This window comes from Kitasatospora sp. NPDC001132, assembly GCF_053598415.1.
This window is the reverse complement of the sequence record NZ_JBSFKF010000040.1, coordinates 46,909-73,882: the sequence shown is the minus strand read 5'-3', so window position 1 is coordinate 73,882 and position 26,974 is coordinate 46,909. Positions and strand designations below refer to the sequence as shown.

Genomic DNA, 26,974 nt, shown 5'->3' with positions numbered 1-26,974 from the left:
CCCTTTCTCCCCTTTGCTCGGGCGGCGCCCCGCCGCGGCGGGGCCCCCCCCCCCTGGGCGGGGGTGCTCCGTCGCCCCGCCGACTTTCTCACGCACGAAGGGCGGCGGAAGGCCGGTCGGGGAACTCGACGGCGGACTCCCCGGCGGGCACCTTCAGGGCCGTGAAGTGGTCGCCTTGGAACACGAAGGTCTCTCGATCGGTGGCGTAGACGTTGGGGCAGTCGTCGTCGACACAGGTCGGCCCGTTGAACATGCCGGTGAGGCGCGTCAGTTGCGGGTTATCAGCCATGGTGACCCATCTGGGGCGAGTCCCCCCGACCCATCAGCGACGCTAGGGCTGCCGATGGCGCCTGTCCACGCGGCACCGGGCAGATTCCTGATCCGGAATAAGGATCTCGCTCCAGCAGCGTCCAGCTGTTGGACGGCGCCGAGGAGCCATGGTCTTCGGCGGCCGCTTGCGGGGAGCAAGAGGCCGCCGGGAAGGATCCGCTTCAGGGGTTGGCGGTGAAGTGGTCGAATTCGCCGGCCTTGGCGCCGTGGATCCAGGCGTGGAGCTTGGTGGGGGTGGTGGTAAGGATGGTGGTGGGGTCGTCGGACTCGCGGATGTAGATCAGCTCGTCGGCGGAAGCGATCTCGACACAGTTGGCCTGGTCGCTGCTGAAGCTGGACTTCTGCCAGTTGAGCTGGTGCATGGCTATCTTCCCTGGACCTTGTAGCGGATGTGCTGGATCAAACCCAACGAGTCCCGATCGGCGGGTGATGACGCGGATGTGGCGGCAGACAGGGGCGGAAGAGCCAAGCCCCTGAGTCGGTCGAACTTCCGGTCAAATGTTGTCACGACCTCAGGGTCGCCGATGAAGTTGGATCCATGGGGATGTTCGAGCAGCACCGTGCCGAGCCGGGCGTGAGCGCCACGGATGAGGAGGAAGGGTGTGTCGTTCGACGCGAACGTGGTGCAGTCGAACGGGAGGATCTGGATCGTCACGTTGGGCAGCCTGCTCATCTCGATCAGATGATTCAACTGGTCCCACATGACCGTTGCTCCTCCGTACATCATGTGCAAGGCCGCCTCGTGGATCACGGCACGGTACGGAGGGGCGTTCTTGCCCGTCAGAACCTTGTGACGTTCATGGCGGAACTCGACCTTCTTCTCGGTGTACCCCTGGATGACCTCGCTGTAGGCCTTGGTCTGCAAGAGGCCAGGGATCAGCAGGGATTCATAGTTGTCCAAGCCCGTGGCGCGAGCCTCCGCCTCGGCCAGGTCGAGGGAGCTTCGCGTGACGTGGGTCTTGAACTCGGTCCACCAACCCTTGCCCGAGCTCTCGCACATGGCGGCGAGGCCGGCCCGGTAGTCGGGGTCCGTGACGTCGCACAGGTCGAGCCAGATGTGCAGTCGCGGAAGGTTTAGGCCCATCCTGCCGGACTCGATATGGCTGACGGCGGGGCCCTTGACGCCGATCGCCTGCCCGATCTCCAGAGCTGAGCGTCCCGCTGCATCGCGCGCCCTGCGAAGCTCTTCGCCCAGCCTGCGCTGACGTTCGCTGATCCCGTTCCCGAATGCCATGGGCATACCTTCCTCGCAGGTATCGACCTACGGAAAGTGTATGGCCGTACGCGGAGCGTGTTGCCAGCTTTGCTGAGAATCACCTAAAGTTTCACTGCACTGCTCGCCGGATGAGGCGTCACGTCTCTCTGTGCGTAGCTCATTTGAGCTGATGGGAGATTCCCCATGTGTGACCCCAACCTCAACTCCCCCTCCCTCACCGTGTCCCGCGAGGTGTTGCGCGACGCGATGTTGCGCGCCGGGTACCCCGACTCCTCCATCGGGGACGCCGAACTCGCCCTCATGGAACTGGTGGTGAACGCGTGGCGGCACGGGATGACGCGCTCGCCCGTCGTCACGGTCGTCTACTCCGGCAACATCCTCCGTGTCTCCGTCGCGGACCGCAGCAGCGAGTTGCCGAAGTGTCAGAAGTTCGACCCGCAGGCCGAGTCGGGTCGCGGACTGCAGCTGGTGGAGGGGCTCACCAACCGCTGGGGCGCCGAATCGCAGGCGCTCGGGAAGCGGGTCTGTTCGAGCTGGACTGCGTCGCGTGAGCGCCCTCCACCCCCTCGACCCGCGTGATCCCTCTCTCCATCGCCTCACCCGTCGGGATCTCACCGACCTGATCGTGGAGCTCCGCACCGAGGGTCGTGAGTTGGGTCTGCTCTGGCCCTCGGCCAAGCCCGGCGAGACCGTCTTGAACGGCCAGGTCCTCGTCTCGCTCGGTAGTGTTCCGGCCAGCACCCTGGTCAACCTTCTCTCGCTCGTCCGCGAGTTCAGGCGCCGCCAGGGGTAGGCGCAAAATGCGGGCCCCGTCCACTTGGCGGGGCCCGCGCCCGTGTGGTCAGGCCCTGAAGCCGGCCGCGAGGAGGTCGAGGCGGGCGAGTAGGGCATCGGCGAGCGAGTGAGACGCGTCGGCGGCGAGCCAGCGGCCCAGGGTCGTGATGTAGGTGTCGAACAGCAGGTCGGCGACGGCGGTCGGGTCTGACTCGGCGCGGATCTCGCCCTGTTCGCGCCCCCGGGAGGCGGCCGCGACGAATGCCCGGGGGGTCGTGGCGCCGAGGCCGAAGGCGGCGTGAAGCACTCCGCTGTCGTGCAGCTCCTTCGCCAGCGCGTACTCCCGCTCGTTGAGCTCAGCGAGGGCGCGCAGTGCGCCCGCGAGCGCCTCGGTGGCGGAGGCATGAGCCTCGTCCTGCCGGTCCAGTGCCTCGTGCCGCTGCTGGACCCAGGCGGTGACGAAGTCCTCCTTGCGGCGGAAGTGGTTGAAGGCCGTCTGGCGTCCCACGTCCGCGCGTTCGGCGATGTGGTCGTAGGTGGTGGCCGCGTACCCCTGGGTGGCGAACAGCTCCAGCGCTGCCGCCAGCAGTCGCTCCCGGGTGGCGGTGCGGCGCTGGTCGCGTCGGTTGGGTGAGGACACGGGGAAAGTGTACTTGAATCTATTAGTGGACTGGAGTACATGTTGAGACTCCAGTCCACCTAACGAGGAGGCCCAGTCATGGCCGTCCCGTACACCCTCGGCCTGCACGAGATCGCCCCGGACACCTACGCCTACCTACAGCCGAACGGCTCCTGGGGCCTGAGCAACGCCGGGCTGATCGTCTCCGGCGCCGAGGCCCTGCTCGTCGACACCCTGTTCACCGTCCCGCAGACCCGGGACCTGCTCGGCGCCGTCGCCCGGGCGCTGCCCGGGGCCGAGATCGGCACCCTGGTCAACAGCCACAGCGACGGCGACCACTGGTGGGGCAACCAGCTGCTCCCGCACGCCACGGTCATCGCCTCCGAGGCCGCCGCGGCCGACATGGGCCGCGACCACCTCCACGAACTGCTCGCCGCGCCGGGCGACCTGCCGCTCCCGCGCGTCGCCCAGGACATGCGGAAGGCCTTCGACTTCACCGGCATCGCCCCGACCCTGCCGAACCGGACCTTCAGCGGCGAGCTGGAGGTCGCCGTCGGGCGGCGCACCGTCCGGCTGATCGAGGTCGGCCCCGCCCACACCCGGGGCGACGTCCTGGTCCACGTACCCGATGCCGGTGTGCTGTTCGCCGGGGACATCCTGTTCGTCGGCGGCCACCCGGTGATCCACAGCGGCCCGGTGGAGCGTTGGATCGCCGCCTGCGACCTGATCCTCGGCCTGGACGTCGAGACGATCGCGCCCGGGCACGGCCCGGTCGTCGGCAAGTCCGAGGTCCGCACCTTCCGCAGCTACCTGGAGCGGGTCCGCGACCACGCGGGGCGTGCCCATGCGGCGGGCGTCCCGGTGCTCCAGGCCGCGCGGGAGATGGACCTGGACGGCTTCGCGGACTGGGACGACCGGGAGCGGCTGCTGCTGAACATCGGTGCCGTGTACCGGGAACTGAACGGCGACGGCACCCCGGTCGAGGAGGAACTGCTGGTCGGACTGGACGAGTTCGCCGAGGGCCCCCGGCTGGCCCCGCGGCCCGCCGCCGAGATCGCCGCCCTCGCCGGACGCCTGGAGGGCCCCGCGGCCGCCCTCTTCGCCGACGGCACCGGGCCGCTGGCGGGCCGACCGGTGCTCAACGTCCTGGCCACCATCGGGCACCACCCCGAGCTGCTGATCGCCCTCGCGCCCCTGCTCGCCCAGCTCAACCAGGGCCTGCTGCCGTTCCGCGAGCGGGAACTGGCCGTTCTTCGCACCGCGCACCGCACCGGTTCGACGTACGAGTGGGAGCACCACGTCCGCCTGGGCGCGGCGGCCGGGCTGACCGGGGCCGAGATCGCCCGGGTCCCGGACGGCCCGGAGCATCCGGACTGGTCGGAGGCGGACCGCACGCTGCTGCGGGCCGTGGACGAGCTGCACGACGGGCACGCGCTCGCTCCGGACACCTGGCGGGCACTGGTCGAACGGCACTCCGAGGCGCGCGTGCTGGAACTCCTGGCGCTGGTCGGGACGTACGCGACGATCGCGGGCATCCTCAACAGCTGCCGCGTTCCGCTGGACGGCTGGCTGACGGGCGGGAACGCGTGAAGCCGCTGCGCGGGAACGCGTGAAGCCGCTGCGCGGGAAGTCGGCCGTCGCCCGTCCGACTTCCCGCGCAGGGCCCTGGCTACGGCGTCACCGGTTCCAGCCGCAGCGGCCGGCACGGCCAGGGCGCGGGCTCGGCGGCGCCGAACCAGACCCGGACGTCCTCGCCGGTGCGGACGGGCAACGTGGGGAAGTCGTTCTCGGCGTGCTCGGTGCGGTGCACCGCGTGCCCCGGGCCGAGGTGTCCGGCCGCGTAGGCGTCGAAGGCGGCAGCCTCGATGGGGTGGCAGATGGTGGCGAGCACCTCGCGGGCTCCCGCGCGCGGCGTGAAGCCGGGGCCGCGCAGCAGCAGGACGTCGTCGCTGTCGACCATGGTGGCGTTGGCCGCGTCGCGGTGCGCCAGCCAGACGGGGCCGCCGTAGAAGGCTTCCAGGGCGCGGCGGCGTTCGGGCATCGAGGGGAAGGACCGCATCCAGACGAAGCGGTCCGGGTCGTCCAGGTCGCGGAAGCGCCCGCCGAGGGTGATGCCGACCGCCTCCTGGCCGGTCACGAACTCGCGCTCGAACAGCTCGATCAGGGTCTCCCGGGTGCCGGGGTGCAGGGTGTACTGGCGGAGTTCGACGATGGGGTTCATGCGCCGAGCCCGTCGAAGGCCGCGCCGGTCCGGGTGAGGTCCATGGTCCAGTTGAGTTCCCAGCTGCGGCCCTCGTCGGCCGAGAACTCCTGCTCCCAGCGGGCGGTGTCCGGGCCGAGGCGGTGCCAGGTGAAGTGCACCCGGATCGGGCGGCCGCCGTAGCCGTCCTCGCCGTGGAAGTCGCCCCGGTCGCCGGTGAAGCCGCCGGTCACCGGCGGGTCCAGCCGGCCGGTGCGGCTGTCGGACCAGAAGATCGACCAGCGCCGTTTCTCGTGGTCGAACAGCCGCAGGGTGACGCCCCGGCGGCCGAGGGTGGGGAAGACGATCTCGTCGATGTTGCCCGCGCCGCCGAACAGCGGCCGGACCACGCAGTGTCCGGGGAACTCCTCCCAGGTGCCGCCGCCGGTGAGCGGGGCGGTGAGGCGGCGGTTGGCCACGTCCCAGGAGCCGTGCAGGAAGTCGAAGTCGTTCATGCGGGGAGGCTAGGGGCGCTCCACTGACATCTTCTGTCAGTGGAGACGGTGGAGATCGGGATACTGGCCGACATGCGCGCGAGTCGGCTGGTCACTCTGCTCCTGCTGCTCCAGAACCGGGGCCGGCTGACCGCCCGGCAGCTGGCCGAGGAGCTGGAGGTGTCCGTCCGCACGGTCTACCGGGACGTCGAGGCGCTCGCCGCCTCCGGCGTCCCGCTGTACGGGGACGCCGGGCACGCCGGGGGCTACCGGTTGGTCGACGGCTACCGGACCCGCCTCACCGGGCTGACCGCCGACGAGGCCCAGGCCGCCTTCCTGGCGGCGCTCCCGGGCGCCGCCGCCGAGTTGGGCCTCGGTGAGGCGCTGGCCGCCGCCCGGCTCAAGCTGCGGGCGGCCCTGCCGGCGGAGCTGCGGGAGGACGCCGGGCGGATCCAGGAGCGGTTCCTGCTGGACGCCCCCGGCTGGTACGGCGAGCCGGACCGCACCCCGCACCTGGCGGCCGTCGCCGCCGCGGTGTGGGAGCGGCGGTCGCTGCTCCTGCGGTACCGGCGCTGGCGGGCGCCGGAGGAGATCGAGCGGAGGGTGGAGCCGTACGGGCTGGTGCTCAAGGCCGGGCGCTGGTACCTGGTCGCCGCCGGGCCGACCGGGATGCGCACGTACCGCGTCGATCAGATCGTCGGACTGTGCGACCTGGCCGAGGAGTTCACGGTGCCGGCCGACTTCGACCTGGCCGCCCACTGGACCGGCTACCTCGCCGACTTCCGGGCCCGGCTGCACACCGGCGAGGCGCTGGTCCGGCTCACCCCGGAGGGCGCGCGCCGCCTCGGGGTGCCGGCCGGGGGCGACGGCTGGACGGAGGCCAGAGTGCCCATCGAGTCGGTCGACCACGCCCACGGGGAGTTCCTGCGGCTGGGCGCCGACGTCGAGGTGCTGGAACCGGCCGAGCTCCGCGACCGCGTCGCCGCGACGGTACGGGCCCTGGCGGCCCGCTACCAGGGGTGATCCTCAGGCGACGAAGTGGTCGAACTCGCCGGCCTTGGCGCCGCGGACCCAGGCGTTGAACTTGGTGCGGGTGGTGGTGACGACGAGGGTGGGGTCGTCGGACTGCCGGATGTAGACGTGGTCGCCCTCGGAGGCGATCTCGATCCACTCGTCCTTGCCGATGCTGGTGCTGGCCCGCTGCCAGTCGAGGTGTTCCACGAGTTCCCCCCTGGTGGTGGTGCGCGACGGCCGGAACGAGGGTACTGCTCCCAGTGCACGGGTGGCGACCTCGTTTCGGTCATGTCAATTCGTGCGAGACGTTGTGCTATTCCATTGGGGTGTCAGTCGTTCCTACACTGAAGCCCCGCCGCACGGGGGCTGCGGGAGGCAGGTTTGCCGACGGGCCCGGGGGAGGCGCGTGTGACTGACCGGGGCTGGGACGAGGACGACGCCCGGCCGTACTTCTTCCTCTCCTACGCGCACACCCCCAAGGCCGGTGCGCGGGGCGCGAGCGATCCGAACCACTGGGTCAGGCAGTTGTACCGGGATCTCTGCGAGGCTGTGCTCCAGCTGACCACCGTCCCGGACGGGGTCGCGGTCGGTTTCATGGACGAGTCCATGCACCAGGGCGAGTTGTGGGCCGAACGGCTGTCCGACGAGTTGGCGACGTGCCGGGTGTTCGTGCCCCTCTACTCCCCGAGGTACTTCAACAGCGTTCCGTGCGGCCAGGAATGGCATGCCTTCACCCGCCGGCCGGTCTATCCGGCGAACCTCGACTCCGAGCGCACCAGCGGCATCGTGCCGGTGCTGTGGGCCCCGATGAGCCGCTACCGGCTGCCGGACGTGGCCAGTGAACTCCAGTTCAACCACGCGAGTTTCGGCCCCGAGTACGCCACCGAGGGCCTCTACGCGCTCATGAAGCTCAGCTACTTCCGCTCCGCCTACGAGCTCGCCGTGCACCGGCTGGCGGCCCGGATCGTCCAGGTCGCGGAGGAGACGGTGATCCCGGTCGGTCGGCGGCTGGAGTTCAACGGCCTCCCGAGCGCCTTCAACGTCACCGCCCCGACCAGGCAGCTGCGGATCTCCGTACTCGCCTACCACCAGAACGAGTTGCCCGCCGACCGCAACCCCGACTACTACGGCGAGCGGCGCACCGACTGGCACCCGTACCGGCCGGTCGGCTCGCCGATCGCCCAGCACGCGGCCAGGCTGGCACGGCAGTTGGGGTTCCAGCCGACCGTGCACGAGTTCGACGACGAGGTCGAGTCGATCATCGAGGGAAACGCCGAGGCGCCCGGCCTGCTGCTACTCGACCGCTGGGCGCTGCGCGACCCGCGCCGGCGCGAGCTGGTCCGGCGCTTCGACCGCTCGGACGCCACCTGGGTGAGCATCCTGGAGCCGTTCAACGGCGACGACCCGGAGTGCGCCGAACGCTCGGACGAACTGAACGACTTGAGCGACGAGACGCTGCGCATCACCCGGCGCGCGAGCCGGCCGAGCTTCCTCGGCGCGACCGGCCCGACCGGGCTGCACACCCTGGAGGACTTCGACGACGCCCTGCCCCGGGCGGCGATGAAGGCCAAGTACGCGTTCGAGGGCCGCACCCGGGCCGAACCGGAGGAGCCGCCGCCGCCCCGGCCGAGCCTGCGGGACGCGTTCCGGCGCCCGGGAGGCGGGTACGGACCGGACGGATCCCCGGCGGACCCCTTCGAGGACGACCAGGGCCACGACGGCGGCACCGACGGCAACGACCGCACCAACGGCAACGACCGCGGCAACGGCCGCACCATCCGTCGAAGTCGGACCAACGGCAACGACCCGTACCGCGAGCACGACCCGTACCGCGACGACGGCGATGAACCCGATGACGGGATGGCGCCCTTGGGAGGACGAGGACCGCGATGAACGACGACAACCGCACCAGGAACCTCCGCCTCGGCGGGCTCACCGCCGCCGACCTGGCCGCCCAGCGGGAGGCCGAGCGGCAGGCGGCGGAACGGGACCGCAACGGCCGGATCATCACCTTCTACTCGTACAAGGGCGGCACCGGCCGCACCATGGCGCTCGCCAACACCGCCTGGATCCTGGCCGCCAACGGCTTCCGCGTCCTCACCGTGGACTGGGACCTGGAGGCGCCCGGCCTCGCCAAGTTCTTCCACCCGTTCCTCGACCAGGCCTCGCTGGCCGGCACCACGGGCATGATGGACCTGATCGCCGAGTACCGCGAGGAGGCGTTGCGCCCCGTCGAGCACGCCGAGGGCTGGCACCTGGACTTCGCCCGGGTGCACCCGCACGCGCTCTCGCTCACCTGGCCGCACTTCCCGGCCGGCGGCAGCCTGGACTTCCTCTCCGCGGGCCAGTTCAACCGCGACTACTCCGAGGCCGTCACCCACCTCGACTGGGACATCTTCTACGACCGTTTCGACGGCGGGCAGTTCTTCGACGCCCTCAAGGCCGACATGGCCAAGCGCTACGACTACGTGCTGATCGACTCCCGCACCGGCCTGTCCGACATCGCCGAGATCTGCACCGTCCAGATGCCCGACGACCTGGTGGTCTGCTTCACCCTCAGCGACCAGTCCATCGACGGCGCCTCCCGGATCGCACAGCACATCCACGACCGCTACCGCGAGCGCGGCATCCGCATCCTGCCCGTCCCGATGCGCATCGACGAGGGCGAGAAGGAGAAGGCGGACGCCGGCCGCGCCCTCGCCCGGGTCCGCTTCGACGGGCTGCCGGCCGGCCTGGACGGCGAGGAACTCGCCCAGTACTGGGGCTCGGTGGAGATCCCGTACCGGCCGTTCTACGCCTACGAGGAGATCCTCGCCACCTTCGGCGACCAGACCGGCACGCCCACCTCGATGCTGGCCGCCTGCGAGCGGCTCACCTCCATGATCACCGAGGGCCGGGCGGCCGGCCTGCCGCCGATGGACGAGGAGGTGCGGCTGCGCTACGTGGACGCGTTCACCCGCCGCCGCCCGTCCGTGCCCGCCGACCTCTACCTCTCCTACGTCCCCGAGGACCGGATGTGGGCGGACTGGATCGAGTCCGTCCTGACCAGGGCCGGCTTCCGGGTGCTGCCGCGCGACCTCAGCGCCGGCACCGATCCGCGCGAGGAGACCGAGCGCGGCATCGACTCCGCGTACCGGACGGTCGCGGTGCTCTCGCCCGCCTACCAGCGCTCCCCGCAGGCGCGGGCGCTGTGGGAGTCGGTGGTCAGCTCCGACCCCTCCGGCACCCGGCGCCAGCTGCTGCCGGTCCGCGTCGGCGACGTCCGGCTCACCGCGCCGTTCAGCAACCGCAACCCGGTCGACCTGGTCGGCCGCGACGAGACGCAGTCGATCCAGAGCCTGCTGCGCGCGCTCGGCCGCGGCGACACCCCGCTCGGCGACGCGCCCAGCGGCGGGCCGCGCTTCCCCGGCAGCAAGCCCTCGGTGTGGGACGTCCCGCCGCGCAACCCGTCCTTCACCGGCCGCGCCGCCGTGCTGGAGCAGCTGCGCAACCAGCTGCGCGGCGGCATGGCGGCCGTGCTGCCCACCCCGCAGACGCTGTACGGGCTCGGCGGCGTCGGCAAGACCCAGGTGGCGCTGGAGTACGCCCACCGCTTCATGTCCGACTACGACCTGGTCTGGTGGATCGACGCCGAGCAGACCGAGCTGGTCGCCCCGGCGCTTGCCGAACTCGCCCGCCGACTGGGGCTGCGGGTCGGCGACTCGGTGACCGAGGCCGCCGAGGCGGCCAGGGAGGCGCTGCGGCGCGGCGTGCCCACCTCGCGCTGGCTGCTGATCTTCGACAACGCCGACGAGCCCGCGGAGATCCGCCGGTTCTTCCCCGGCGGCTCCGGCCACATCCTGGTCACCTCCCGCAACCAGGCCTGGACCGGGCACGCCGAGGCGCTGGAGGTCGACGTCTTCACCCGCGGCGAGAGCGTCGAGCACCTGTGCCGGCGCGCCCGCAGCCTCTCCCGCCCGGACGCCGACCGGGTCGCCGAGGCGGTCGGCGACCTGCCGCTGGCCGTCGAGGTGGCCGCCGCCTGGCTGGACACCACCGGCACGCCGGTGGACACCTACGTCTCCCAGCTGCACGCCGAGGCCGCCCGCGCCCTGGCCGTCGGCCGCCCGGCCGACTACCCGACCCCGGTCGCCGCGACCTGGAACGTGTCGATCGGACGGCTGCGCCAGCAGTCCCCGGCGGCCGTCCGGCTGCTCCAGCTCTGCGCGTTCTTCGCGCCCGAGCCGATTTCGATGAACCTCTTCTACAGCGACCAGATGATCCGGGCGCTGGTGAAGTTCGACGCCGACCTCAGCGACAAGTTCATGCTGGGCAAGGTGATCCAGGCGATCGGCCGGTACGCGCTGGCCAAGGTCGACGCCGGCAGCAACAGCTTCCAGGTGCACCGGCTCGTCCAGGCGGTGATCAGAGCCGGGATGACCGCCGACGAGCAGGAGGTCGCCGTCCACGAGGTGCACCGCATCCTCACCGGCGCCCGGCCCGTCCTCGGCGACACCGACGACCCGGCCAACTGGCCCGCCTTCGACGAGATCTGGCCGCACCTGTCGCCGTCCAAGGCGCACAACTGCGACGAGGCGGACACCCGCCAGCTGCTCATCGACCGGGTCCGCTACCTGTGGAAGCGCGGCGAACTCGACCGTGCCCGCGACCTCGGCCACGCCCTGGACGTGGAGTGGACCGGCAAGCTCGGCGAGGACGACCGGCAGACCCTGCTGCTGCGCTTCCAGCTCGCCAACGTGCTGCGCTCCCAGGGCAACTACGGCGAGGCGCTGGCCCTGGACGAGGACACCCTGGAGCGCCAGCGGGCCCTGCTCGGCGAGCACCACCCGTACACCCTGATGACGGCCGGCTCGCTCGGCGCCGACCGCAGGGCGCTCGGCCGGTTCCAGGCCGCCCTCGACCTCGACCGCGAGATCCTCGACCAGTTCCGCGAGTTGTTCGGCGACGACAACCCGCGCACGCTCTCCATGGCGAACAACCTGGCGATCGACTACCGGCTGGTCGGCGACAGCGAGGCGGCCCGCGAACTCGACCAGGAGACCCTCGACCGGCGCACCGCCGTCCTCGGCCCCAAGCACCCCTACACCCTGTCCACCAAGTCCAACCTGGCCCGCGACCTGCGCGAACTCGGCGACTACCGCGGCTCGGTGGACCTGCTCCAGGAGGTCACCTCCGACCTCGGCGACGTGCTCGACCCGGACCTGCCGGAGAACCTGCGCAACGCCAAGTCGCTGGCCGTCTCGCTGCGCCGGATCGGCCAGCTCGCCGAGGCCCGCAGGATCACCAAGGAGACCTACGAGCGCTACCTGGAGCGCTACGGCGCCGACGCCCCCGACGCGCTCGCCTGCGCGCTCAACCTGGCCGCCGACCACAGCGCCTCCGGTGACAAGGAGGCCGCCCGCGACCTCTGCTCCACCGTCTTCGAGGGCCACCGGCGACTGTTCGGCGACGAGCACCCGTTCACCCTGGCCTGCGCCAACAACCTCGGCATCTACCTGCGGGGCAGCGGCGACGTCCAGGGCGCCATCGAGCGCGGCCGGCTCACCGTCGAGGGGCTGACCCGCTCGGTCGGGCCGGAGCACCCGTACACCCTCAACGCGATGATCAACCTGGCCAACGCCTACGGCGACGACGGGCAGCTGGATCGCGCCGAGCGGCTCGGCCGGGCCGCCTACCAGGGGCTGTGCGACCGCTACAGCGCCCAGCACCCGGACGCGGTGGCCTGCGAGGCCAACCTGGCGATCACCCTGCGGGCGGCCGGCCGGCACACCCAGGCGGCCGAGCTGAGGGCGCGGGCGATCTCCGAGCTGATCCGGCAGGTCGGCGAGGAGCACCCCAACACGGTCTCCGCGCGCGGCTGGAAGCGGATCAACCGGGACCTGGAGCCGCAGCCGGTCTGATCGGGAGGACCAGGAGAGGGGCGGGGTACGCTGCGAGACCATGAGCATCCCGCCCCCGGTCCTGGTCACCCGGCGCCTCGCCCCCGGCGTCATCGAGCGGCTCACCGCGCACCACGCCGTCACCTGCCACGACTCCGACCTGGCGATGGACCGGGCCGCACTGCTGGCCGCCGTCCGCGGGCGCCGGGCCGTGATCACCACCCTGGACGACCGGGTGGACGCCGAGTTCCTCGACGCGGCCGGCCCGCGGCTGGCCGTCGTCGCCAACCACGCCGTCGGCTACCACAACGTGGACGTGGCCGCCTGCGCCGAACGCGGCGTGCTGGTCACCAACACCCCCGGCGTGCTCACCACCGCCACCGCCGACATGGCCTGGGCGCTGCTGCTGGCCGCCACCCGCCGCCTCGGCGAGGGCGAGCGGCTGCTGCGCTCCGGCGCGCCCTGGACCTGGGCGCCGAACTTCCTGCTCGGCCTGGAGCTGGCCGGCACCCCGCTGGGCGTGCTCGGCATGGGCCGGATCGGGCAGGCGGTGGCCCGCCGGGCCCGCGCCTTCGACATGCCCGTCAGTTACCACAACCGCAGCGAACTGCCGCCCGAGCAGGCCGAGGGCGCCGACTGGAAGCCGCTGGAGGATCTGCTCGCCACCTCCACCGTGCTGGTCGTCACCTGCCCGTTCACCACCGCGACCCGGCACCTGCTGGACGCCCGCCGGCTCGCCCTGCTGCCGCGCGGCGCGGTGGTGGTCAGCATGACCGCCGGGGTGGTGGACGAGGAGGCGCTGGCCGCCGCGCTGGAGTCCGGCGCGCTGTTCGCCGCCGCCGTGGACAACTTCGAGCGCGAGCCGGCCGTCCCGTCCGCGCTGCTCGCCCAGGAGCGCGCGGTGCTCGCCCCGCACCTGGGCAGCGCCACCGTCCGTACCCGCCAGGCTATGGGCGGCCTGGCGGTGGACAACGTGCTGGCGGTGCTCGGCGGTTCGGCGCCCCTGACGCCGGTGTGGGCCTGACTCCGGTGCGGGCCTGACGCCGGTGCGCGCCTGAGCCCTGGTGCCTAGCCCGCCGCCCAGGCCAGGGCGGTGGTCATCACCCGGAACGCCCCGAAGTGGGCGGCGCCGGGCTCCAGGAACAGTTGGGCGTCCGGGATGTGGTCGGCCAGCCAGCGGGAGTGTTCGACCGGCGAGAACTGGTCGTCCGCGCCGTGCCAGAGCCAGGTCGGCACCCGGATCGAGCCGACCTCGAACCCCCAGTCGGCGGTGAAGGCCAGCACGTCGTCGATCCAGCCGTCCGCGCCGTGCCGGAACGCCTCCCGGTAGTTGCTCTGGAGCATCCGGCGCAGCCCGCTGTCGGCCACCACCTCCCGGTCGGCGGCGGAGAGCTCGGTGCGCAGGCCGTTCAGCAGCCGGACCGGGTCGTCCTTGATCTGCCGGGAGCGGAACTCCATCGCGTCGGCGATCCGGCCGTGCCCGCGCTCGGCCTCCTTGTAGGCGCGGACGTTGGACGGGGTCATCCCCGCGTACCAGTCCAGGCCGGCCGCGTTGCGCGGGGCCAGCCCGACCAGCACCGCGACCCGGCTGACCCGGTCCGGCAGCAGCGCCGCGCAGGCCAGCGCGTGCGGGCCGCCGCCGGAGCGGCCGAGCACCGCGAAGCGGTCCAGCCCGAACTCGTCCGCGATGGTGCGCACGTCGGTGGCCGCCGCGCTCACCCGGCGGCCGAACAGCCGCGTCGAGTCGCCGTAGCCGGGCCGGTCGAACGAGATCAGCCGGACGCCCAGCCGGTACAGCACGGTGCTGCGCGGGTGCGGGCCGACCCGGCTGCCGGGCATGCCGTGCAGCAGGAACACCGGACGGCCGCGCGGGTCGCCGAGGGACTCGACGGCGAGGGCGCGGTCGTCCGCCGTTTTGACCGTCCGTAACGACACCTGCGGCCTCCTCAGTGCTCCGGGTCGGTTGCGTGCTCCCGGTCGGTGGTGGTGCGCACCTCCCGGCGGGCCTGCCAGGTGGTGTGCTCGCGGGAGATCGCGTCCTCGGCGTCCCGGGCCAGGCGGGCCCAGACCTCCTCGGCCTCCATCGACTCCAGGTCCAGCTGGGCGAGTTGGCGCTGGATCTGCGCCAGCTCCTCGGCGGCCAGGGCGTACGCGGCCGCGAGCGGCCGGTACTGGCGCAGCTGCGCCCAGGCGGCGACCGACGCGGCCACCGCCGAGACCGTGCCCAGCGCGTCGTAGCTGAAGGCGCCGAGCGCCCGCAGCAGGGCGAGCACCAGGCCGAGCGCGGGCAGCAGCACGCCCAGCACTCCGGCCCAGTGCCCGGCGCGGGCGCAGTAGCGGGCCTTGGCGCGGTACCAGTCGTGCTGCAGCTGGATCCGCTCGGCCAGGTACACCTCGCGGCGCACCGCCAGCGGCTGTCCGCGCAGGTCGTGCATCGCCGGGGTGATCTCCACCCCGCCGTCCGGGACGGCGACCGGGCTGTTCCGGAACGCGCCGAGCACCCGGGCGAGTTGGAAGCGGTACAGGCCCTCGGCGTCCGGCAGGGCGCGCGGCGGGGGCTGGTAGGCGTCGGCCCGGACGGCGTACTTCCAGGCCAGCGTCTTCACCGACTCGGCGGCCGCCCGGCCCTCGTACCAGAGGCCCTGGGGGTTCTGCCGGCTGACCACCACCGCCAGCGCGATCGCGCCGAGGTAGGCCGCCGCCGCCAGCCACGCCCAGGGCTCGCCGTCGGCCGAGCCGGTCGCCGCGGCGGCCACCAGCAGGACCAGCTCCCAGGCGCAGAGCAGCACCGAACGCCGCTGCCCGCGCAGCGAGGCCGCGTCGGCGGCCCAGAAGAACTCGGGTAGCAGGTCCCGCTCGCGCACCCACCCGGTCCGTCCCGCAACAGACGCCATGTTCGGCCCCCACCAGTCGCTCCGGTCGCACCGCTCTCCTGCCCAAGGGGGCCGACCGGTACGCCTGGTGACGGCCGGTGCGGCCGGATGTGGCCGGGAAGGCCCGCTGCTTTGTCCGGTACTCCTCGTGTTCGCTCCTGCACCCAGCGTGCGGGGAGGCGGTGGGGGCGCGCGGCGGTCGGCGGGCGTGCGCGGGCGACCGGCCGGGGGTGGGCGGGGCGGCCCGGCGGGTGCGGGAGGGGCTCAGTAGGTGTAGAAGACCCGGTCGGCGTTCTCGGCCATCTGCTTGGCGTTCCACTCGGTGCCGCCGGGGACGTTGCCGGAGCGGAACAGCGGCGGCGCGGGGCACTCCCCGGCGGCCGCCCGGTCGGCCAGCCGGCCGACCGCCGAGGCGACCACGGCCTGCATCAGCGCGCTGGTCACGATGGTGGACACCGGGCCGAAGGTGGTCTCGGCGCCGGGGTGGGTCAGCTCGCCGTCGCCGACCGCGATCTTGCTGTCCAGCACCACGTCGCAGTGGTCCTTCAGGTAGGTGCCGGTCGGGTGCGCCGAGGACACCTCCGCCGGGTACGCCAGCGAGGTCACGCCGACCACCTTGAGGCCGCGGTCCCGGGCGTACCGGGCCAGCTCGACCGGCATCACCTGACGGCCGGAGAGCGAGATCACGAACAGCAGGTCCCCGGTGGTGGCCGGGGTGAGGTCCAGGGTGGCGGTGGCCAGCCCGGAGACCCGCTCCAGCGCGCTGGACAGCGGTGCGGGCATCACCGTCACCCCGGCCATCCCGGGCACGTTCAGCAGGTTCATCGGGACCAGCCCGCCGGCCCGGTAGACCACGTCCTGGGCCGCCAGCGCGGAGTGCCCGGCACCGAAGGTGAAGACCCGGCGACCCTCGGTCATCGCCTCCGCCAGCAGCGCGGCGGCGGCCTCGATGGTGTCGGCCTCCTCCACGCGGACCCGCTGGAGGTGGGCGATCGCGGCGTCGAAGTACCGGTCGACCAGGTCGTTCATCTGGTGCCTTCGCTCTCTGCCGGGTGGGGGATCCGGCCGGGTGGGGTGGTCCGGGTGGTCCAGACCGCCGGTGGAGAAAGCTTCGGCGAGCACGGTCGCGCCCCGGCGGCACCGTTGTCAACAGGAACGAAACGGGCCTCCGGAGCCCCGGGGCGGGCCCGGTTGTCGGTCCCGTACGTCAGAATTGGCGGTGAGGACACCGAAGAACGGAGCCAGCGGCGATGTCTGGGCTGATCGACACCACTGAGATGTACCTTCGCACCATCCTGGAGCTGGAGGAGGAAGGCATCGTCCCGATGCGCGCCCGGATCGCGGAGCGCCTGGAACAGAGCGGCCCCACGGTCAGCCAGACGGTCGGCCGGATGGAGCGCGACGGGCTGCTCCAGGTCGCCGGGGACCGCCACCTCGAACTGACCGAGGAGGGGCGCCGGCTCGCGGTGCGCGTCATGCGCAAGCACCGCATCGCCGAGTGCCTGCTCGTCGACGTGATCGGCCTGGAGTGGGAGCAGGTGCACGAGGAGGCCTGCCGCTGGGAGCACGTGATGAGCGAGACGGTCGAGCGCAAGGTGCTCGCCATGCTCGGCCACCCCACCCAGTCCCCGTACGGCAACCCGATCCCGGGCCTGGACGAGCTGGGCGACACCAAGGCCGAGGGCGAGGGCTTCGACGCCGGGCTCGTCCCGCTGGACACCGTCAAGCCGGGCGAGGCCGGGGCCGACGTGGTGGTCCGTCGGATTGGCGAGCCGATCCAGACCGACAGCGCCCTGATGAGCACCCTGCGCCGGGCCGGCGTGCGGCCGGGTTCCACGGTCAAGGTGAGCGCCGGCGTCGGCGGCGTGCTGGTCGGCACCGGGGACAACGCGGCGGAGCTGGGCAAGGACATCGCCCAGCACGTCTTCGTCGCCCAGGCCTGAGCCACGTCCGTCGTACCGAGAAGGGGCCCGCTGCTCTCCACGCAGCGGGCCCCTTCGCCCTCCCCGTTCCCTCCCCGCTCCCTCCCTTTCCCCTCCGCCCCTCCCGCTCCCCTCCACCGCCGCCGCCCGGCTTCCCCGTCCGAGCGCCCCTGCCGGCGTCCCCACACATCGCAATTCCTCCCCTCGGCCGATCATGGCAATCCTTGAGTGCTGTCACTCGTACGAGGGGCTTTGTCGGTTGACCAGCGGGTACACGGAAGCCTTATCCGGACATGCGTATGACGGGCCCCGCCCCCGGTGGGAGACAAGGCCCGTCACGTGCGCGCGTTGTGTCGCGCGGTGCACGCCCTCACCCGATCGGCAGAGGGCGGCCGTTCCGGGGCCCGCAGGAGCGGGCGGAACTCAGCCCACCGGCGCCGGTTGGGCGGTCCGGGCGGTCCGGGCCGAGGGCGTCTCGCGGCCGCAGGCGTACGCCAGCGGGCTGATCAGTTCGGCGGCGTCCGGCAGCCAGCGGTTGAGCGCGGAGGGGGAGCGGGCCCACTGGGCGTACCCCAGGGAGCCGATCCTGGACGGCGGGGCGACCGTCCAGTCCCCCTCGCCGCGGGCGACCAGGTCCAGCCGGCCGGGCGGCCAGCCGAGCCGGCGGAGCATCTCCGGGAGCCTGGCCGCGCCTCCGGGCAGCACCAGGAAGTGCAGCCGCCGCCCGATCCGCCCGGGCGCGGCGGGCTGGACCACCACCGGGCCGAGCTGGAGGTCCATCCGCTCCATCCGGGCGAGCGCCAGGCAGCCGGCCGTCTCCGGGACGTCCAGGACGTCGAAGGAGCGCCCGGTGGGCAGCAGGACCGACGCGTCGGGCCGCTCGGTCCACCAGCTCCGCACCGCACCGGGGCCGGAGCTCGCCTGCCTCGCCCAGTCCGGGTCCAGCGGGTGGGCGCCCGGCAGGGTGCAGCGCCGGTCGCCGCAGGAGCAGCGGACTCCGCCGTCGCCGTCGTCGTCGACCAGCCAGGCGCCCGGGGCCACCTCCCAGTGGCGGGTCTCGGCGTAGCCGACAGCTTCCACGAGTAAGAGGGGCGGGTCGGCCCTCTCGTTCCGGTCCTGGGCGTCGGGGATGTCTTCCACGGGGTGCTCAACTACCGTGTGTGAGGCTGGTTACGGCCCGATGGCGCCCGGTTGGGCGTATCCCGGCAACGTCACCCGTTCCGGTTAGTCGGCCGAGTTGAAGGGGCTGAGGGCAGGCGCAGCGGGGGCGCACAGGAGCATTTCCCGGGGCGCAAGGGGGGTGCGGTTCGTCACCGTGGGTATCCCGCTGGCGTTGCTGATCGCTAACCTTGTGTCAGATTCCTTGGATGGTCGGACAGTCGGCAACAGATCAGCAGAAGCGTCGCCCGCCGGCCGGGACCGGAGGGTGTGGGGAGGCGAAGCCCAATGGCCGCGAGACCACTCGTCGCACGACAGCCCAACGAGCGTCTGCAGCAACTGATCCAGGAGGCCAGCTGTTCCAACGCCGGCCTGGCCCGGAGGGTCAACCTCTGCGGCGCCGAACACGGGCTGGACCTTCGGTACGACAAGACCTCCGTGGCCCGTTGGCTGCGCGGCCAGCAGCCGCGCGGGCAGGCGCCGGCCGTGATCGCCGAGGCCCTGGGCCGCAAGCTCGGCCGCAGCGTGTCGGTCGAGGAGATCGGCATGGCGGACGGCAAGAACCTGAGCTCCGGCATCGGGCTCCAGTTCGCGCCGACCATCGGTGCCGCCCTGGAGCAGGTCTGCGAGCTGTGGCGCAGCGACGTCGGCCGGCGGGACTTCCTGACCGGTGCGACGGTCGCCGCCTCCGCGCTGGTGGAGCCCAGCCGGGACTGGCTGATCACCCCGCCGGACCCGGTGGTGGCGCGGACCGGCGGCCCCCGGGTCGGCCCGACGGACGTGGCCGCGGTCAAGGCGACCACCGCGATGCTGGTCGACCTCGACCACCGCTTCGGCAGCGGCCATGTGCGCCCGGTGGTGGTGCACTACCTCAACTCGGTGGTCTCCGGCCTGCTCGGCGGCGCCTACCGGGAGGAGACCGGACGCCAACTCTTCGCCGCAGTGGCCCGGTTGACCGAACTGGCCGGCTACATGGCGGTGGACACCGGGCAGCCCGGGCTCGCCCAGCGCTACTACATCCAGGCGCTGCGGCTGGCCCAGGCCGCCGACGACCGCGGCTACGGCGGCTACGTGCTGGCGGCCTCGATGAGCCACCTGGCGGCGACCCTCGGCAACCCGCGGGAGATCGCCCAACTCGCCCGCGCCGCACAGGAGGGCGCCCGCTCGGTGGCCACCCCGACGGCGATGGCGATGTTCTACGCCGCCGAGGCCCGCGGCCACGCCCTGCTCGGCGACGCCCGCTCCTGCGAGGCGGTGTCGGCCAGGGCGCTGGAGATGATGGAGAAGCGCCGCCCGGAGGACGACCCGGACTGGATCGCCCACTTCGACGACGCCTACCTCGCGGACGAACTGGCCCACTGCCACCGGGACCTGGAGCAGGCGGGCCAGGCCGAGCACTACGCCCGCCGGGCGCTCGACCTGCACCCGCCGACCAGGGTCCGGCGCCGCGCGGTGGACCTCGTCCTGCTGGCCACCGCCCAGCTCCAGCAGCGGGACCTGGAACGCGCCTGCGAGACGGGTGCCCAGGCGGTCCGGCTGCTCAGCGGGCTGCGCTCCAACCGGGGCGTGGAGTACCTGGACGAGTTCCGGCGCCGGCTGGAGCCGTACCGGGAGCAGCGGGTGGTCCGCGAGTTCCACGCCCGGGCGGACGCCGAGGCGGCGTAGCGTCGGTCTCCGCGGCTCCTCCCCGTCCTCGGGGCCCGGGCGGCGGCCCGAGCCCGGGGCGGCCGCGGATCGTCTGTGCAGGGAGCGTGATGGATGTCCCGCCCACGTGGTCACCCGGTGAGGCGAACCGGTAGCGTGGGCGCGACGTCCAAGGAACTGTGATGCTCCCAAGAACCGACGAGATGTGGTCCGCCATCAGTGCGCGGTCCTGCACAGGTGAGGAATCGCGTTGAGTCAGCGCCGCTCGTACCCGAACTCCGGTGACTTCAACCTGGACGACCTGTTCCGCCCCGAGCCCGGCCAGCCGGGCCAGCCGCAGGCCCACTCGGCCGTGCCGCCGGTGGGGCAGCCTTCCGGGCAGCCGGAGTACCTCGGCGAGGGGGCGCACGCGCTGCCGACCCAGGCCATGCCCGCGCAGCCGGCGCCCGGGCCGGGTGCCTCGTGGGGTGGGCAGCAGCCCGGTTACGCTGCCCCGCAGCCCGATCCGGTCCCGGAGACCCAGTACCTGCCGCCGTACCCGGCCGGCGACCCGCAGGCCGGCTACCCGGCGGCGCAGGCCCAGCCCGGCTACCCGCAGCCGCAGCCCGCGCCCGGCTACCAGGCCTACCCGCCGGCCGCGCAGCCGCAGCCGGGCTACCCGGCCCAGGACTACCGCCAGGGCTACGCCCCCGAGCAGGGGCAGAGCTACGGCCAGGGCTTCGAGCAGGGCTTCGGCGCCACCCAGGCGGGTGCTCGGGGGCGCGGCGGCCGCCCGTCCAACAAGCTGATCGTCGGTGGTGTGGTGGCGGGCTGCGCGGTGGCCGGCATCCTGGTCGCGGTGCTGATGGGCGGCGGCGACGACGCCAAGGACGACAAGAAGTCCACCCCGGTGGCCGCCACCGCCAGTACCGCCCCCACCGCCGGGACACCGAGCACGAGCGGCTCCGGCGCGGCCGTCGACCCGGACGTCAAGGCCCAGGCGCAGCCGCTGTCGGACCTGCTGGGCACCGCGAGCGACAGCCGCAGCGCGGTGGTCTCCGCGGTCGCCTCGGTGCAGAAGTGCGACAAGCTGCCCGAGTCCCAGCAGGCGCTGTCCGGCGCGGCCGGCAAGCGGCGCGAACTGCAGAGCAAGCTCGGCCAGCTGAAGACCGACAAGCTGCCCGGCGGCCAGCAGCTGGTCGACCAGCTCAACGCGGCCTGGACGGCCTCGGCCCAGGCCGACGACGAGTACGCGGCCTGGGCGCAGGACGCCCAGGGCTCCTGCGACGCGAAGAAGCAGGACAACCAGCACTACAAGAACGCCGTCCAGGCCAGCGGCACCGCGACCACCGCGAAGAAGCAGGCCGCCACGCTCTGGAACGCGATCGCCGCCCAGACCGGACTGCCCAACCGGAGCGACGGGGACCTGTGAGCGACCGGGGCCTGTGAGCGACCGGGCCGTGTGAACGACGAGGGGGACGGGCCCGAAGGCCCGCCCCCCTCCCGCCCCGGCGCGCGGTCCGCGTCAGGCCGGCGGGCGGCCCCCGGTGAGTGCCCAGCGGATGTCCACGAAGCCCGGCTGCTGCAGGGTCATCCGGCCGTTCTTGACCACCTGGTAGGTGACCCAGGTGTTCACCAGCCGCGGCGACCCGCTGCTGGGCAGCATGTTGGTGGTGCCCCAGTTCAGCGGCGGGGTGATCCCGACATCGATGCCCTCGCCGCTGTCCAGCAGCGAGGAGACGGCCTTCGGGGTGACCGGCTTCCCGGCCTCCGCCAGCTTCTGCGTCGCCGTCCGGAACACCTCGTACGCGACCCAGGTGGTCTGCACGCCGGGGTCGGAGACGTCGATGGAGTGCCCGCCGGTGGTGTCGGTGCGCACCACCGCGCGCAGCCCGTCCCAGATCTTCGCGGACTCCGGCGGGTACCAGCTGGTGACGTAGGCGCCGCCGAGCGGGCCGGTGTCGCCGCCGGTGGAGTCCACCACCGACTGCTGGACGCTGCCGATCACCGAGGCGATCCGGGTGTTCTTCACGCTGACCCGCCGGTAGGCGTCCAGCAGGTTGCCGGTCGGCTCGGCGGCCAGGGCGCTGGTGATGCAGTTGCCCTGCTCGTCCTTGCCGATCGCCTTGCGGATCACCGGGGTGTAGTCGGAGGACTGCTCGGGCGCCTTGACGTCCGTCAGCTTGATCCCGGCCGGCCGCAGCGCGGTGCCCAGGTAGCCGAGCAGGTTGTCGCCGGCCGGGGTGTCAGGGCGGATCAGGGAGACGGCCTTGCAGCCGGCGTCGACCAGCTGGCGGCCGTTGCCCGCGATCAGCGCCGGCATGCCGCCGTCCACCGGGTAGGACAGCGGGCTGGAGAACTCCGGCTGGGAGAGCCCGTAGCCGCCGATCAGCGGGATGCCGGCGCGCTCCAGCACCGGCATGAACGCCTCGCCCCACTGGCTGTAGGAGCCGATCACGGCGACCGCCTTGGCGTCCACCGCCTGCTGGGCACAGGCGCGGGCACCGTCCGCGGTGTTGTGCTCGTTGCAGGTGATCACGCGCAGCCGGTGGCCGTTCAGTCCGCCCTTGGTGTTGACGTCCTGGCCGATGGCGGAGGCGAGCGCCGTCATGCCGGGGCGGTCGGCGGAGCCCGTGCCGGCCGGGGCCCAGGTCATCACGGTCAGGTCGTTGCCGCTGGTGGAAGCATCGGCCGAGCCGCCGCACGCGGAGGCCGAGAAGAGGGTGGGGAGCAGGGCCGCGGTGGTCGCGGCGGCTGCGATCGGGCGTCGGCGGCGGCGTCGCACGACCTGGGGACGGGCCTGGAAGGAGTCCCTTCGGCTGGTCATCGGTATTCCCTCTCTGGGCGCCCTCCGGCGCGCCGGAGCAAGCCAAGCCCCGGTGCCACAAGTCGAGAGGGCCGAAGTGCGAACGGATGGCGAACGGCCGCCGAACTCCGAGGAGGTACGCGTGTAGATCGCGAGTGGAGCGCGAACAGACGGGGAACGTACGATCGTTCACCATGTCCGCCAGCACAGAATCTTCGTATCGGTCTGCCCGAAACACTTCTCGTCCGAGCCACCGCTCAAGCACGATGGGCGGCATGCCGCTCAACGACCTGCCCTGGTGGCGCTGGCGAGCCCGACTGCGCTCGGCGCTGCACATGCTGTCCGACCCCGGTTTCCAGCAGGACACCTGGCTGACCGGCCGGGAGGGCTACGGCGACGTGACCGACGCCGTCTACCGGCTGGTCGAGGACACCTGGCTGGACCGCTGGTCGGCCGAGAAGTACGTCGGGACGATCTTCCGCGACCCGGCCGAGGCCGCGCTGGTGGACGTCGCGGTGCTGCGGGCCGTGCAGATGCTGCACGAGGTCGGGGCGGACGCGCCGGCCTCCGCCTACCTCGGCCACCCCGGCTGGCCGGAGACCGTCCGGGCCGCCCGCGAGGCGCACGTCGCGCTGGCCACGGGCGACGGGGACGACCCGGACGCGCCGCCGAAGTCGCTGGACGTGCTGCGCATCCTCACCCAGGTCTGACCTCCGGACGCCCGCCGTCCCGCAGTACGGGCAGCGGGGCGGCAGGTGTCCGGGATGTGACACGCTGGACCATCCACGCACGTCACGACCTCAGAACGGGATACCCCCAGTGGAACAGCAGCCGGCCGGCGCCCAGTACGTCCTCACGCTGTCCTGCCCCGACAAGCAGGGCATCGTCCACGCGGTCTCCAGCTACCTCTTCATGACCGGCTGCAACATCATCGACAGCCAGCAGTTCGGGGACGGCGACAGCGGGCTCTTCTTCATGCGGGTGCACTTCTCCGCCCCCGAGCCGGTCACCGTGGACAAGCTGCGGGCCAGCTTCGCCGCGATCGGCGCCTCCTTCGGGATGGACTGGCAGATCCACCCGAGCGAGCAGCGGATGCGGATCGTGCTCATGGTCAGCAAGTTCGGGCACTGCCTGAACGACCTGCTCTACCGCACCCGGATCGGCGCCCTGCCGGTGGAGATCGCCGCGGTGGTCTCCAACCACACCGACCTGCGGGACCTGACCGAGAGCTACGGCATCCCCTTCCACCACATCCCGGTCACCAAGGACACCAAGGCCCAGGCCGAGCGGCAGCTGCTCGACCTGATCGCGGCGGAGGACGTCGAGCTGGTCGTGCTGGCCCGCTACATGCAGGTGCTCTCCGACCAGCTGTGCACCGAGCTGTCCGGCCGCGTGATCAACATCCACCACTCCTTCCTGCCGAGCTTCAAGGGCGCCAAGCCGTACCACCAGGCACACGCGCGCGGCGTGAAGCTGATCGGCGCCACCGCGCACTACGTCACCGCCGACCTGGACGAGGGCCCGATCATCGAGCAGGAGGTCGCGCGGGTCACCCACGACGTCAGCCCCGACCAGCTGGTCGCGCTCGGCCGGGACGTCGAGTGCCAGGCGCTGGCCCGCGCGGTGAAGTGGCACAGCGAGCACCGGGTGCTGCTGAACGGGACCCGTACGGTCGTCTTCGCGTAGGCCTTCGAACCTAGGGCCGGGAGAGCAGCGGGAGCGCGTGCAGCACTTCGCGCACCGCGGCCCGGTCGCCGTGCTCGCCGACCGGCAGCCGGTCCGGGTCCCGGTGCGCCGCGGCGAGCTGGCACAGCTCCAGGCCGTCCAGCACCATCGAGGCCACCGGCTCCCCGCCCGCGCCGCCGGTGCGTTCGTCGCCGTCGAGGGCGATCAGCCACTCGCCGCCCGCCGGGCCGTCGACCATCAGCCGCACCCGCCGGGCCGGGCGGACCCCGCCCTCCGGCAGGCCGGGCGCCCCGGCGTGCTCGGGCCGGGCCGCGCGCAGCCCGGCCAGTGCCCGGGGGAGCAGCCGGACCACCAGCTCCACCATCTGCCGCAGGTGCTGCGGCGCCGGCGGGTCGTACGGGTAGGCGACCGCCCTGGCCACGTCCTCGCCGTGCACGAAGCACTCGAAGGCGCGGTCCACGAAGGCGTCCCGCAGCGGCAGCACCGCGAAGCCGTAGTCGACGGGGGTGTTGCCCTGGGGCGCGAGCGCGGCGCTGCGCACCAGGTCGTGGGCCTGCCGCCGCCAGCGGGAGCGCACCGACTGCGGCGCCAGGCCGCCCTGGTCGGCGATCAGCCGGGCGGTGCGCGCGGTGATGGTGTCGTACGGGCCGCGCTGCGGCGGGACGCGCGGCACGGCCGACCCGGCGGCCGGCTCCTGCGGCGGCACCCGCCGTCCGGCCGGCGCGGCGGGCAGGCCGGGGAGGGCCGGCACCGGGTCGGGCAGGCCGAGCGCCAGCGCCAGGAAGCCGTCCACCGCGGTCAGGTGGCCCAGCACCTCGGCCGGGCGCAGCCGCTCGGTGCCGCCGTGCCACGGCAGTTCGGCCACCTCCAGCCACTCCTCCGGGCCGAGGTCGCGCAGCAGCGCGTCGAGCTTGGCGGTCTCCGCCGTGTACGGCATGCCCCAGGCGGGGACGGGCAGTTCGGCCGGCCGGCGGGCCAGGCACCAGTCGAGCACCTGCTGGCGCAGCGGGCCCGGCTGGTCCAGCGGCTCGTCCAGGGAGAGCCAGCCGGCCGCCTCGCGCAACCGGGCCGCCTCCTCGGCGCACTCCCGGCAGTCGCCCAGGTGCTGCTCCAACTCGGCGGCCTCGCGGGCCGGGCAGGCGCCGAGGGCCCACGCGCCGAGCAGCGAGCGCAGGGCGTCGTGCCGCTCCTCTGTGCTGCTCACGTCTCCCCGTTCCCGTCCCCGGCCGCGGCCTGGCGGGCGCGCTCGTCGGCCAGTTCGGTGGCCAGCAGCTCCAGACCGAGCCGCATCCGCTGCTTGGCGGCCTGCTCGCTGATGCCGAGCAGCCGGGCCGTCTCGCGGTAGGTGCGGCCGTCGTAGTACGTCACCGCGATGGTCTCACGCAGGGGTTGGGGCAGGGAGTCGACCACGTACTGGACCCGGGCGGCGGTGGCCACGGCGCGTATCTCGGCCTCCGCGCCCGGTGCCCGCTCGGCGGCCCGCCGCGCCCGCAGCCGTTCGACCGCGCGGTGGTGGGTCAGCGCGCCGAGCCAGGAGCGCAGGGTGCCCCGGGCGGGGTCGTAGTCCTCGGGGTGCTCCCAGACGTGGGCGAAGATCTCCCGGGTGAGCTGGGTGGCGGCGGCCTGGTCGGCCAGTACCCGCCCGGCCAGGCCGTGCACCATCGGTGCGAGCTGGTCGTAGAGTTCGCCGAGCGCCGTCTCCTCGCCGCGGGCGAGGCGGCGCTGCAACTGCTCGTCCCAGCGCGGGTTCCGTTCCGGGGTGGCCATCGGGAAACCACCCTCCTGACCGGGTTCGCTGGCGTACCCAACGGTATCTTGCGGCCGGGTGGCGCCGGGAGCGATTCCGGCAAGATCGGAACCGTTCCGAGCGTTTCGCCCTCCTCATGGGTGGGCCCTCCGGTAGGGAGGTGCCGCACGCCTTCCGGCTCCCGGCCCGGGGGAGTGGCCGGGGTGCGTCCCGGGGTCGCCCGGGGCCGTTCGGGGTGCCGCTGTTCGACAGCCGTCGGACACATGTCGCACGGGTGGTTCGCGAGTGGCGGGCGGGGCTCGCGCGACGCGCGGCGGTAGGTTCCCGACGGCGGGACCGGCAGGTCGGCCCGGGCCGGACGGTCACCGGTGCGAGGCTCGCGAGAGTGAGCGGGACAGTATGCACTCCCCTGTCGCCCGATCGCCGGAATATGCCCGAAGCGCTTGCTGCTGTCGGTCCCCCCGCCCATCCTGAGGCGTATTCGTGTCGCGGCCGGTACCCGACCGACGAGGCGGCGCGGACGAGTGGGCGCGGGCGGACGGATCGGGCGGGCGCCCGGGTGCGGCTCGGGTGGCACCGGGCGACGTGCGAGGGCCCGCCGGCCGATCCGGCCCGATCGGAACTAAGGCCGAACTGCGAGTGCGGGTGGTGGAG

At 72.9% G+C, this 26,974-nt stretch carries 26 protein-coding genes; 12 read left to right on the top strand and 14 right to left on the bottom strand.

Annotated elements, in window-relative coordinates:
* Nucleotides 1-88 precede the first annotated feature (88 nt).
* The 3 genes from ACWDBE_RS34650 to ACWDBE_RS34640 form a co-directional block, all read right to left on the bottom strand.
* Nucleotides 89-289 (bottom strand): hypothetical protein, encoded by a 201-nt coding sequence (locus ACWDBE_RS34650; protein WP_449791437.1) that lies wholly within the window; start codon nucleotides 287-289, stop codon nucleotides 89-91.
* A 202-nt stretch (nucleotides 290-491) separates the two neighbouring features.
* Entirely contained in the window at nucleotides 492-692 is a 201-nt protein-coding gene (locus ACWDBE_RS34645; protein ID WP_449791438.1) for a DUF397 domain-containing protein, read from the bottom strand.
* Between the two features lie 2 nt (nucleotides 693-694).
* Entirely contained in the window at nucleotides 695-1,564 is an 870-nt protein-coding gene (locus ACWDBE_RS34640; protein ID WP_449791439.1) for a helix-turn-helix domain-containing protein, read from the bottom strand.
* A gap of 165 nt (nucleotides 1,565-1,729) precedes the next feature.
* Here ACWDBE_RS34640 and ACWDBE_RS34635 point away from each other — a divergent pair, with 165 nt between their 5' ends.
* Nucleotides 1,730-2,125, top strand: coding sequence for an ATP-binding protein (locus tag ACWDBE_RS34635; protein WP_449809926.1), 396 nt, complete (start codon nucleotides 1,730-1,732; stop codon nucleotides 2,123-2,125).
* Between the two features lie 46 nt (nucleotides 2,126-2,171).
* Entirely contained in the window at nucleotides 2,172-2,339 is a 168-nt protein-coding gene (locus ACWDBE_RS34630; RefSeq protein ID WP_449809925.1) for a hypothetical protein, read from the top strand.
* 48 nt (nucleotides 2,340-2,387) lie between these two features.
* Here the strand turns inward: ACWDBE_RS34630 and ACWDBE_RS34625 are convergent, their stop codons facing one another.
* The gene (locus tag ACWDBE_RS34625; protein WP_449809924.1) at nucleotides 2,388-2,960 is read right to left on the bottom strand and encodes a TetR/AcrR family transcriptional regulator; all 573 of its coding nucleotides are present in this window, start codon (nucleotides 2,958-2,960) and stop codon (nucleotides 2,388-2,390) included.
* Nucleotides 2,961-3,038: 78 nt separating this feature from the next.
* Between ACWDBE_RS34625 and ACWDBE_RS34620 the strand changes: the two genes are divergently transcribed.
* Nucleotides 3,039-4,529 (top strand): MBL fold metallo-hydrolase, encoded by a 1,491-nt coding sequence (locus ACWDBE_RS34620; protein WP_449809923.1) that lies wholly within the window; start codon nucleotides 3,039-3,041, stop codon nucleotides 4,527-4,529.
* A 79-nt stretch (nucleotides 4,530-4,608) separates the two neighbouring features.
* Here ACWDBE_RS34620 and ACWDBE_RS34615 read toward each other — a convergent pair whose 3' ends face one another.
* Together ACWDBE_RS34615 and ACWDBE_RS34610 are read right to left on the bottom strand one after the other, a co-directional pair.
* Nucleotides 4,609-5,160, bottom strand: a complete 552-nt coding sequence (locus tag ACWDBE_RS34615) for an NIPSNAP family protein (protein WP_449791443.1) — start codon at nucleotides 5,158-5,160, stop codon at nucleotides 4,609-4,611.
* Nucleotides 5,157-5,633, bottom strand: a complete 477-nt coding sequence (locus ACWDBE_RS34610) for a hypothetical protein (RefSeq protein WP_449791444.1) — start codon at nucleotides 5,631-5,633, stop codon at nucleotides 5,157-5,159. Before ACWDBE_RS34610 ends, ACWDBE_RS34615 begins: the two co-directional genes overlap by 4 nt.
* 72 nt (nucleotides 5,634-5,705) lie before the next feature.
* Here ACWDBE_RS34610 and ACWDBE_RS34605 point away from each other — a divergent pair, with 72 nt between their 5' ends.
* Nucleotides 5,706-6,635, top strand: coding sequence for a helix-turn-helix transcriptional regulator (locus ACWDBE_RS34605; RefSeq protein WP_449791445.1), 930 nt, complete (start codon nucleotides 5,706-5,708; stop codon nucleotides 6,633-6,635).
* Nucleotides 6,636-6,638: 3 nt separating this feature from the next.
* Here the strand turns inward: ACWDBE_RS34605 and ACWDBE_RS34600 are convergent, their stop codons facing one another.
* Nucleotides 6,639-6,833 (bottom strand): DUF397 domain-containing protein, encoded by a 195-nt coding sequence (locus ACWDBE_RS34600; protein WP_449791446.1) that lies wholly within the window; start codon nucleotides 6,831-6,833, stop codon nucleotides 6,639-6,641.
* A 201-nt stretch (nucleotides 6,834-7,034) separates the two neighbouring features.
* Between ACWDBE_RS34600 and ACWDBE_RS34595 the strand changes: the two genes are divergently transcribed.
* Genes ACWDBE_RS34595 through ACWDBE_RS34585 form a run of 3 tightly spaced genes read left to right on the top strand, consistent with a single transcriptional unit; the run spans nucleotide 7,035 to nucleotide 13,529 of the window.
* Nucleotides 7,035-8,519 carry a TIR-like protein FxsC gene (locus tag ACWDBE_RS34595; RefSeq protein WP_449809922.1) on the top strand — a complete coding sequence of 495 codons (1,485 nt, stop codon included), beginning with the start codon at nucleotides 7,035-7,037 and terminating at the stop codon, nucleotides 8,517-8,519.
* Nucleotides 8,516-12,526: an FxSxx-COOH system tetratricopeptide repeat protein gene (gene fxsT / locus ACWDBE_RS34590; protein ID WP_449791448.1), complete on the top strand. Its 4,011-nt coding sequence runs from the start codon at nucleotides 8,516-8,518 to the stop codon at nucleotides 12,524-12,526. Before ACWDBE_RS34595 ends, fxsT begins: the two co-directional genes overlap by 4 nt.
* A 40-nt stretch (nucleotides 12,527-12,566) precedes the next feature.
* The gene (locus ACWDBE_RS34585; protein ID WP_449809921.1) at nucleotides 12,567-13,529 is read left to right on the top strand and encodes a 2-hydroxyacid dehydrogenase; all 963 of its coding nucleotides are present in this window, start codon (nucleotides 12,567-12,569) and stop codon (nucleotides 13,527-13,529) included.
* Between the two features lie 44 nt (nucleotides 13,530-13,573).
* Here the strand turns inward: ACWDBE_RS34585 and ACWDBE_RS34580 are convergent, their stop codons facing one another.
* The 3 genes from ACWDBE_RS34580 to ACWDBE_RS34570 form a co-directional block, all read right to left on the bottom strand.
* Nucleotides 13,574-14,440 (bottom strand): alpha/beta fold hydrolase, encoded by an 867-nt coding sequence (locus ACWDBE_RS34580; RefSeq protein ID WP_402406367.1) that lies wholly within the window; start codon nucleotides 14,438-14,440, stop codon nucleotides 13,574-13,576.
* An 11-nt stretch (nucleotides 14,441-14,451) separates the two neighbouring features.
* Nucleotides 14,452-15,369, bottom strand: coding sequence for a DUF4231 domain-containing protein (locus ACWDBE_RS34575; RefSeq protein ID WP_449809920.1), 918 nt, complete (start codon nucleotides 15,367-15,369; stop codon nucleotides 14,452-14,454).
* A 273-nt stretch (nucleotides 15,370-15,642) separates the two neighbouring features.
* Nucleotides 15,643-16,407, bottom strand: a complete 765-nt coding sequence (locus ACWDBE_RS34570) for a sugar isomerase domain-containing protein (RefSeq protein ID WP_392882367.1) — start codon at nucleotides 16,405-16,407, stop codon at nucleotides 15,643-15,645.
* 221 nt (nucleotides 16,408-16,628) lie between these two features.
* On the opposite strand from ACWDBE_RS34570, the gene ACWDBE_RS34565 reads away from it, so the two are divergent.
* Nucleotides 16,629-17,321, top strand: a complete 693-nt coding sequence (locus tag ACWDBE_RS34565; protein WP_049649967.1) for a metal-dependent transcriptional regulator — start codon at nucleotides 16,629-16,631, stop codon at nucleotides 17,319-17,321.
* 402 nt (nucleotides 17,322-17,723) lie between these two features.
* On the opposite strand, the gene ACWDBE_RS34560 is transcribed toward ACWDBE_RS34565, so the two are convergent.
* Nucleotides 17,724-18,440, bottom strand: a complete 717-nt coding sequence (locus ACWDBE_RS34560; protein ID WP_449791451.1) for a bifunctional DNA primase/polymerase — start codon at nucleotides 18,438-18,440, stop codon at nucleotides 17,724-17,726.
* A gap of 306 nt (nucleotides 18,441-18,746) precedes the next feature.
* On the opposite strand from ACWDBE_RS34560, the gene ACWDBE_RS34555 reads away from it, so the two are divergent.
* Complete coding sequence (locus tag ACWDBE_RS34555; RefSeq protein WP_449791452.1) at nucleotides 18,747-20,123, top strand: transcriptional regulator; 1,377 nt, start codon at nucleotides 18,747-18,749, stop codon at nucleotides 20,121-20,123.
* 229 nt (nucleotides 20,124-20,352) lie between these two features.
* Nucleotides 20,353-21,513: a hypothetical protein gene (locus ACWDBE_RS34550; protein ID WP_449809919.1), complete on the top strand. Its 1,161-nt coding sequence runs from the start codon at nucleotides 20,353-20,355 to the stop codon at nucleotides 21,511-21,513.
* A gap of 93 nt (nucleotides 21,514-21,606) precedes the next feature.
* On the opposite strand, the gene ACWDBE_RS34545 is transcribed toward ACWDBE_RS34550, so the two are convergent.
* Nucleotides 21,607-22,908: an ABC transporter substrate-binding protein gene (locus ACWDBE_RS34545; protein WP_449791454.1), complete on the bottom strand. Its 1,302-nt coding sequence runs from the start codon at nucleotides 22,906-22,908 to the stop codon at nucleotides 21,607-21,609.
* A gap of 254 nt (nucleotides 22,909-23,162) precedes the next feature.
* On the opposite strand from ACWDBE_RS34545, the gene ACWDBE_RS34540 reads away from it, so the two are divergent.
* On the top strand, nucleotides 23,163-23,597 hold the full coding sequence (locus ACWDBE_RS34540; RefSeq protein WP_449791455.1) for an SCO4402 family protein: 435 nt from the start codon (nucleotides 23,163-23,165) through the stop codon (nucleotides 23,595-23,597).
* Nucleotides 23,598-23,706: 109 nt separating this feature from the next.
* Nucleotides 23,707-24,573, top strand: a complete 867-nt coding sequence (purU, locus tag ACWDBE_RS34535) for a formyltetrahydrofolate deformylase (RefSeq protein WP_449791456.1) — start codon at nucleotides 23,707-23,709, stop codon at nucleotides 24,571-24,573.
* Nucleotides 24,574-24,583: 10 nt separating this feature from the next.
* On the opposite strand, the gene ACWDBE_RS34530 is transcribed toward purU, so the two are convergent.
* Complete coding sequence (locus ACWDBE_RS34530; RefSeq protein WP_449791457.1) at nucleotides 24,584-25,777, bottom strand: zf-HC2 domain-containing protein; 1,194 nt, start codon at nucleotides 25,775-25,777, stop codon at nucleotides 24,584-24,586.
* A complete protein-coding gene (locus tag ACWDBE_RS34525; RefSeq protein ID WP_449791458.1) occupies nucleotides 25,774-26,340 on the bottom strand; it encodes a sigma-70 family RNA polymerase sigma factor in 567 nt (188 codons plus the stop codon). Before ACWDBE_RS34525 ends, ACWDBE_RS34530 begins: the two co-directional genes overlap by 4 nt.
* Nucleotides 26,341-26,974 lie beyond the last annotated feature (634 nt).

What these genes read in the sequence shown, in the direction of transcription:
- ACWDBE_RS34570 (WP_392882367.1), bottom strand. Translation starts at nt 16,407, where the DNA reads ATGAACGACCTGGTCGACCGGTACTTCGACGCCGCGATCGCCCACCTC.
- ACWDBE_RS34640 (WP_449791439.1), bottom strand. Translation starts at nt 1,564, where the DNA reads ATGGCATTCGGGAACGGGATCAGCGAACGTCAGCGCAGGCTGGGCGAA.
- ACWDBE_RS34565 (WP_049649967.1), top strand. Translation starts at nt 16,629, where the DNA reads ATGTCTGGGCTGATCGACACCACTGAGATGTACCTTCGCACCATCCTG.
- ACWDBE_RS34555 (WP_449791452.1), top strand. Translation starts at nt 18,747, where the DNA reads ATGGCCGCGAGACCACTCGTCGCACGACAGCCCAACGAGCGTCTGCAG.
- ACWDBE_RS34545 (WP_449791454.1), bottom strand. Translation starts at nt 22,908, where the DNA reads ATGACCAGCCGAAGGGACTCCTTCCAGGCCCGTCCCCAGGTCGTGCGA.
- ACWDBE_RS34650 (WP_449791437.1), bottom strand. Translation starts at nt 289, where the DNA reads ATGGCTGATAACCCGCAACTGACGCGCCTCACCGGCATGTTCAACGGG.
- ACWDBE_RS34540 (WP_449791455.1), top strand. Translation starts at nt 23,163, where the DNA reads ATGCCGCTCAACGACCTGCCCTGGTGGCGCTGGCGAGCCCGACTGCGC.
- ACWDBE_RS34620 (WP_449809923.1), top strand. Translation starts at nt 3,039, where the DNA reads ATGGCCGTCCCGTACACCCTCGGCCTGCACGAGATCGCCCCGGACACC.
- ACWDBE_RS34525 (WP_449791458.1), bottom strand. Translation starts at nt 26,340, where the DNA reads ATGGCCACCCCGGAACGGAACCCGCGCTGGGACGAGCAGTTGCAGCGC.
- ACWDBE_RS34585 (WP_449809921.1), top strand. Translation starts at nt 12,567, where the DNA reads ATGAGCATCCCGCCCCCGGTCCTGGTCACCCGGCGCCTCGCCCCCGGC.
- ACWDBE_RS34615 (WP_449791443.1), bottom strand. Translation starts at nt 5,160, where the DNA reads ATGAACCCCATCGTCGAACTCCGCCAGTACACCCTGCACCCCGGCACC.
- ACWDBE_RS34605 (WP_449791445.1), top strand. Translation starts at nt 5,706, where the DNA reads ATGCGCGCGAGTCGGCTGGTCACTCTGCTCCTGCTGCTCCAGAACCGG.
- ACWDBE_RS34635 (WP_449809926.1), top strand. Translation starts at nt 1,730, where the DNA reads ATGTGTGACCCCAACCTCAACTCCCCCTCCCTCACCGTGTCCCGCGAG.
- ACWDBE_RS34645 (WP_449791438.1), bottom strand. Translation starts at nt 692, where the DNA reads ATGCACCAGCTCAACTGGCAGAAGTCCAGCTTCAGCAGCGACCAGGCC.
- fxsT (WP_449791448.1), top strand. Translation starts at nt 8,516, where the DNA reads ATGAACGACGACAACCGCACCAGGAACCTCCGCCTCGGCGGGCTCACC.
- ACWDBE_RS34610 (WP_449791444.1), bottom strand. Translation starts at nt 5,633, where the DNA reads ATGAACGACTTCGACTTCCTGCACGGCTCCTGGGACGTGGCCAACCGC.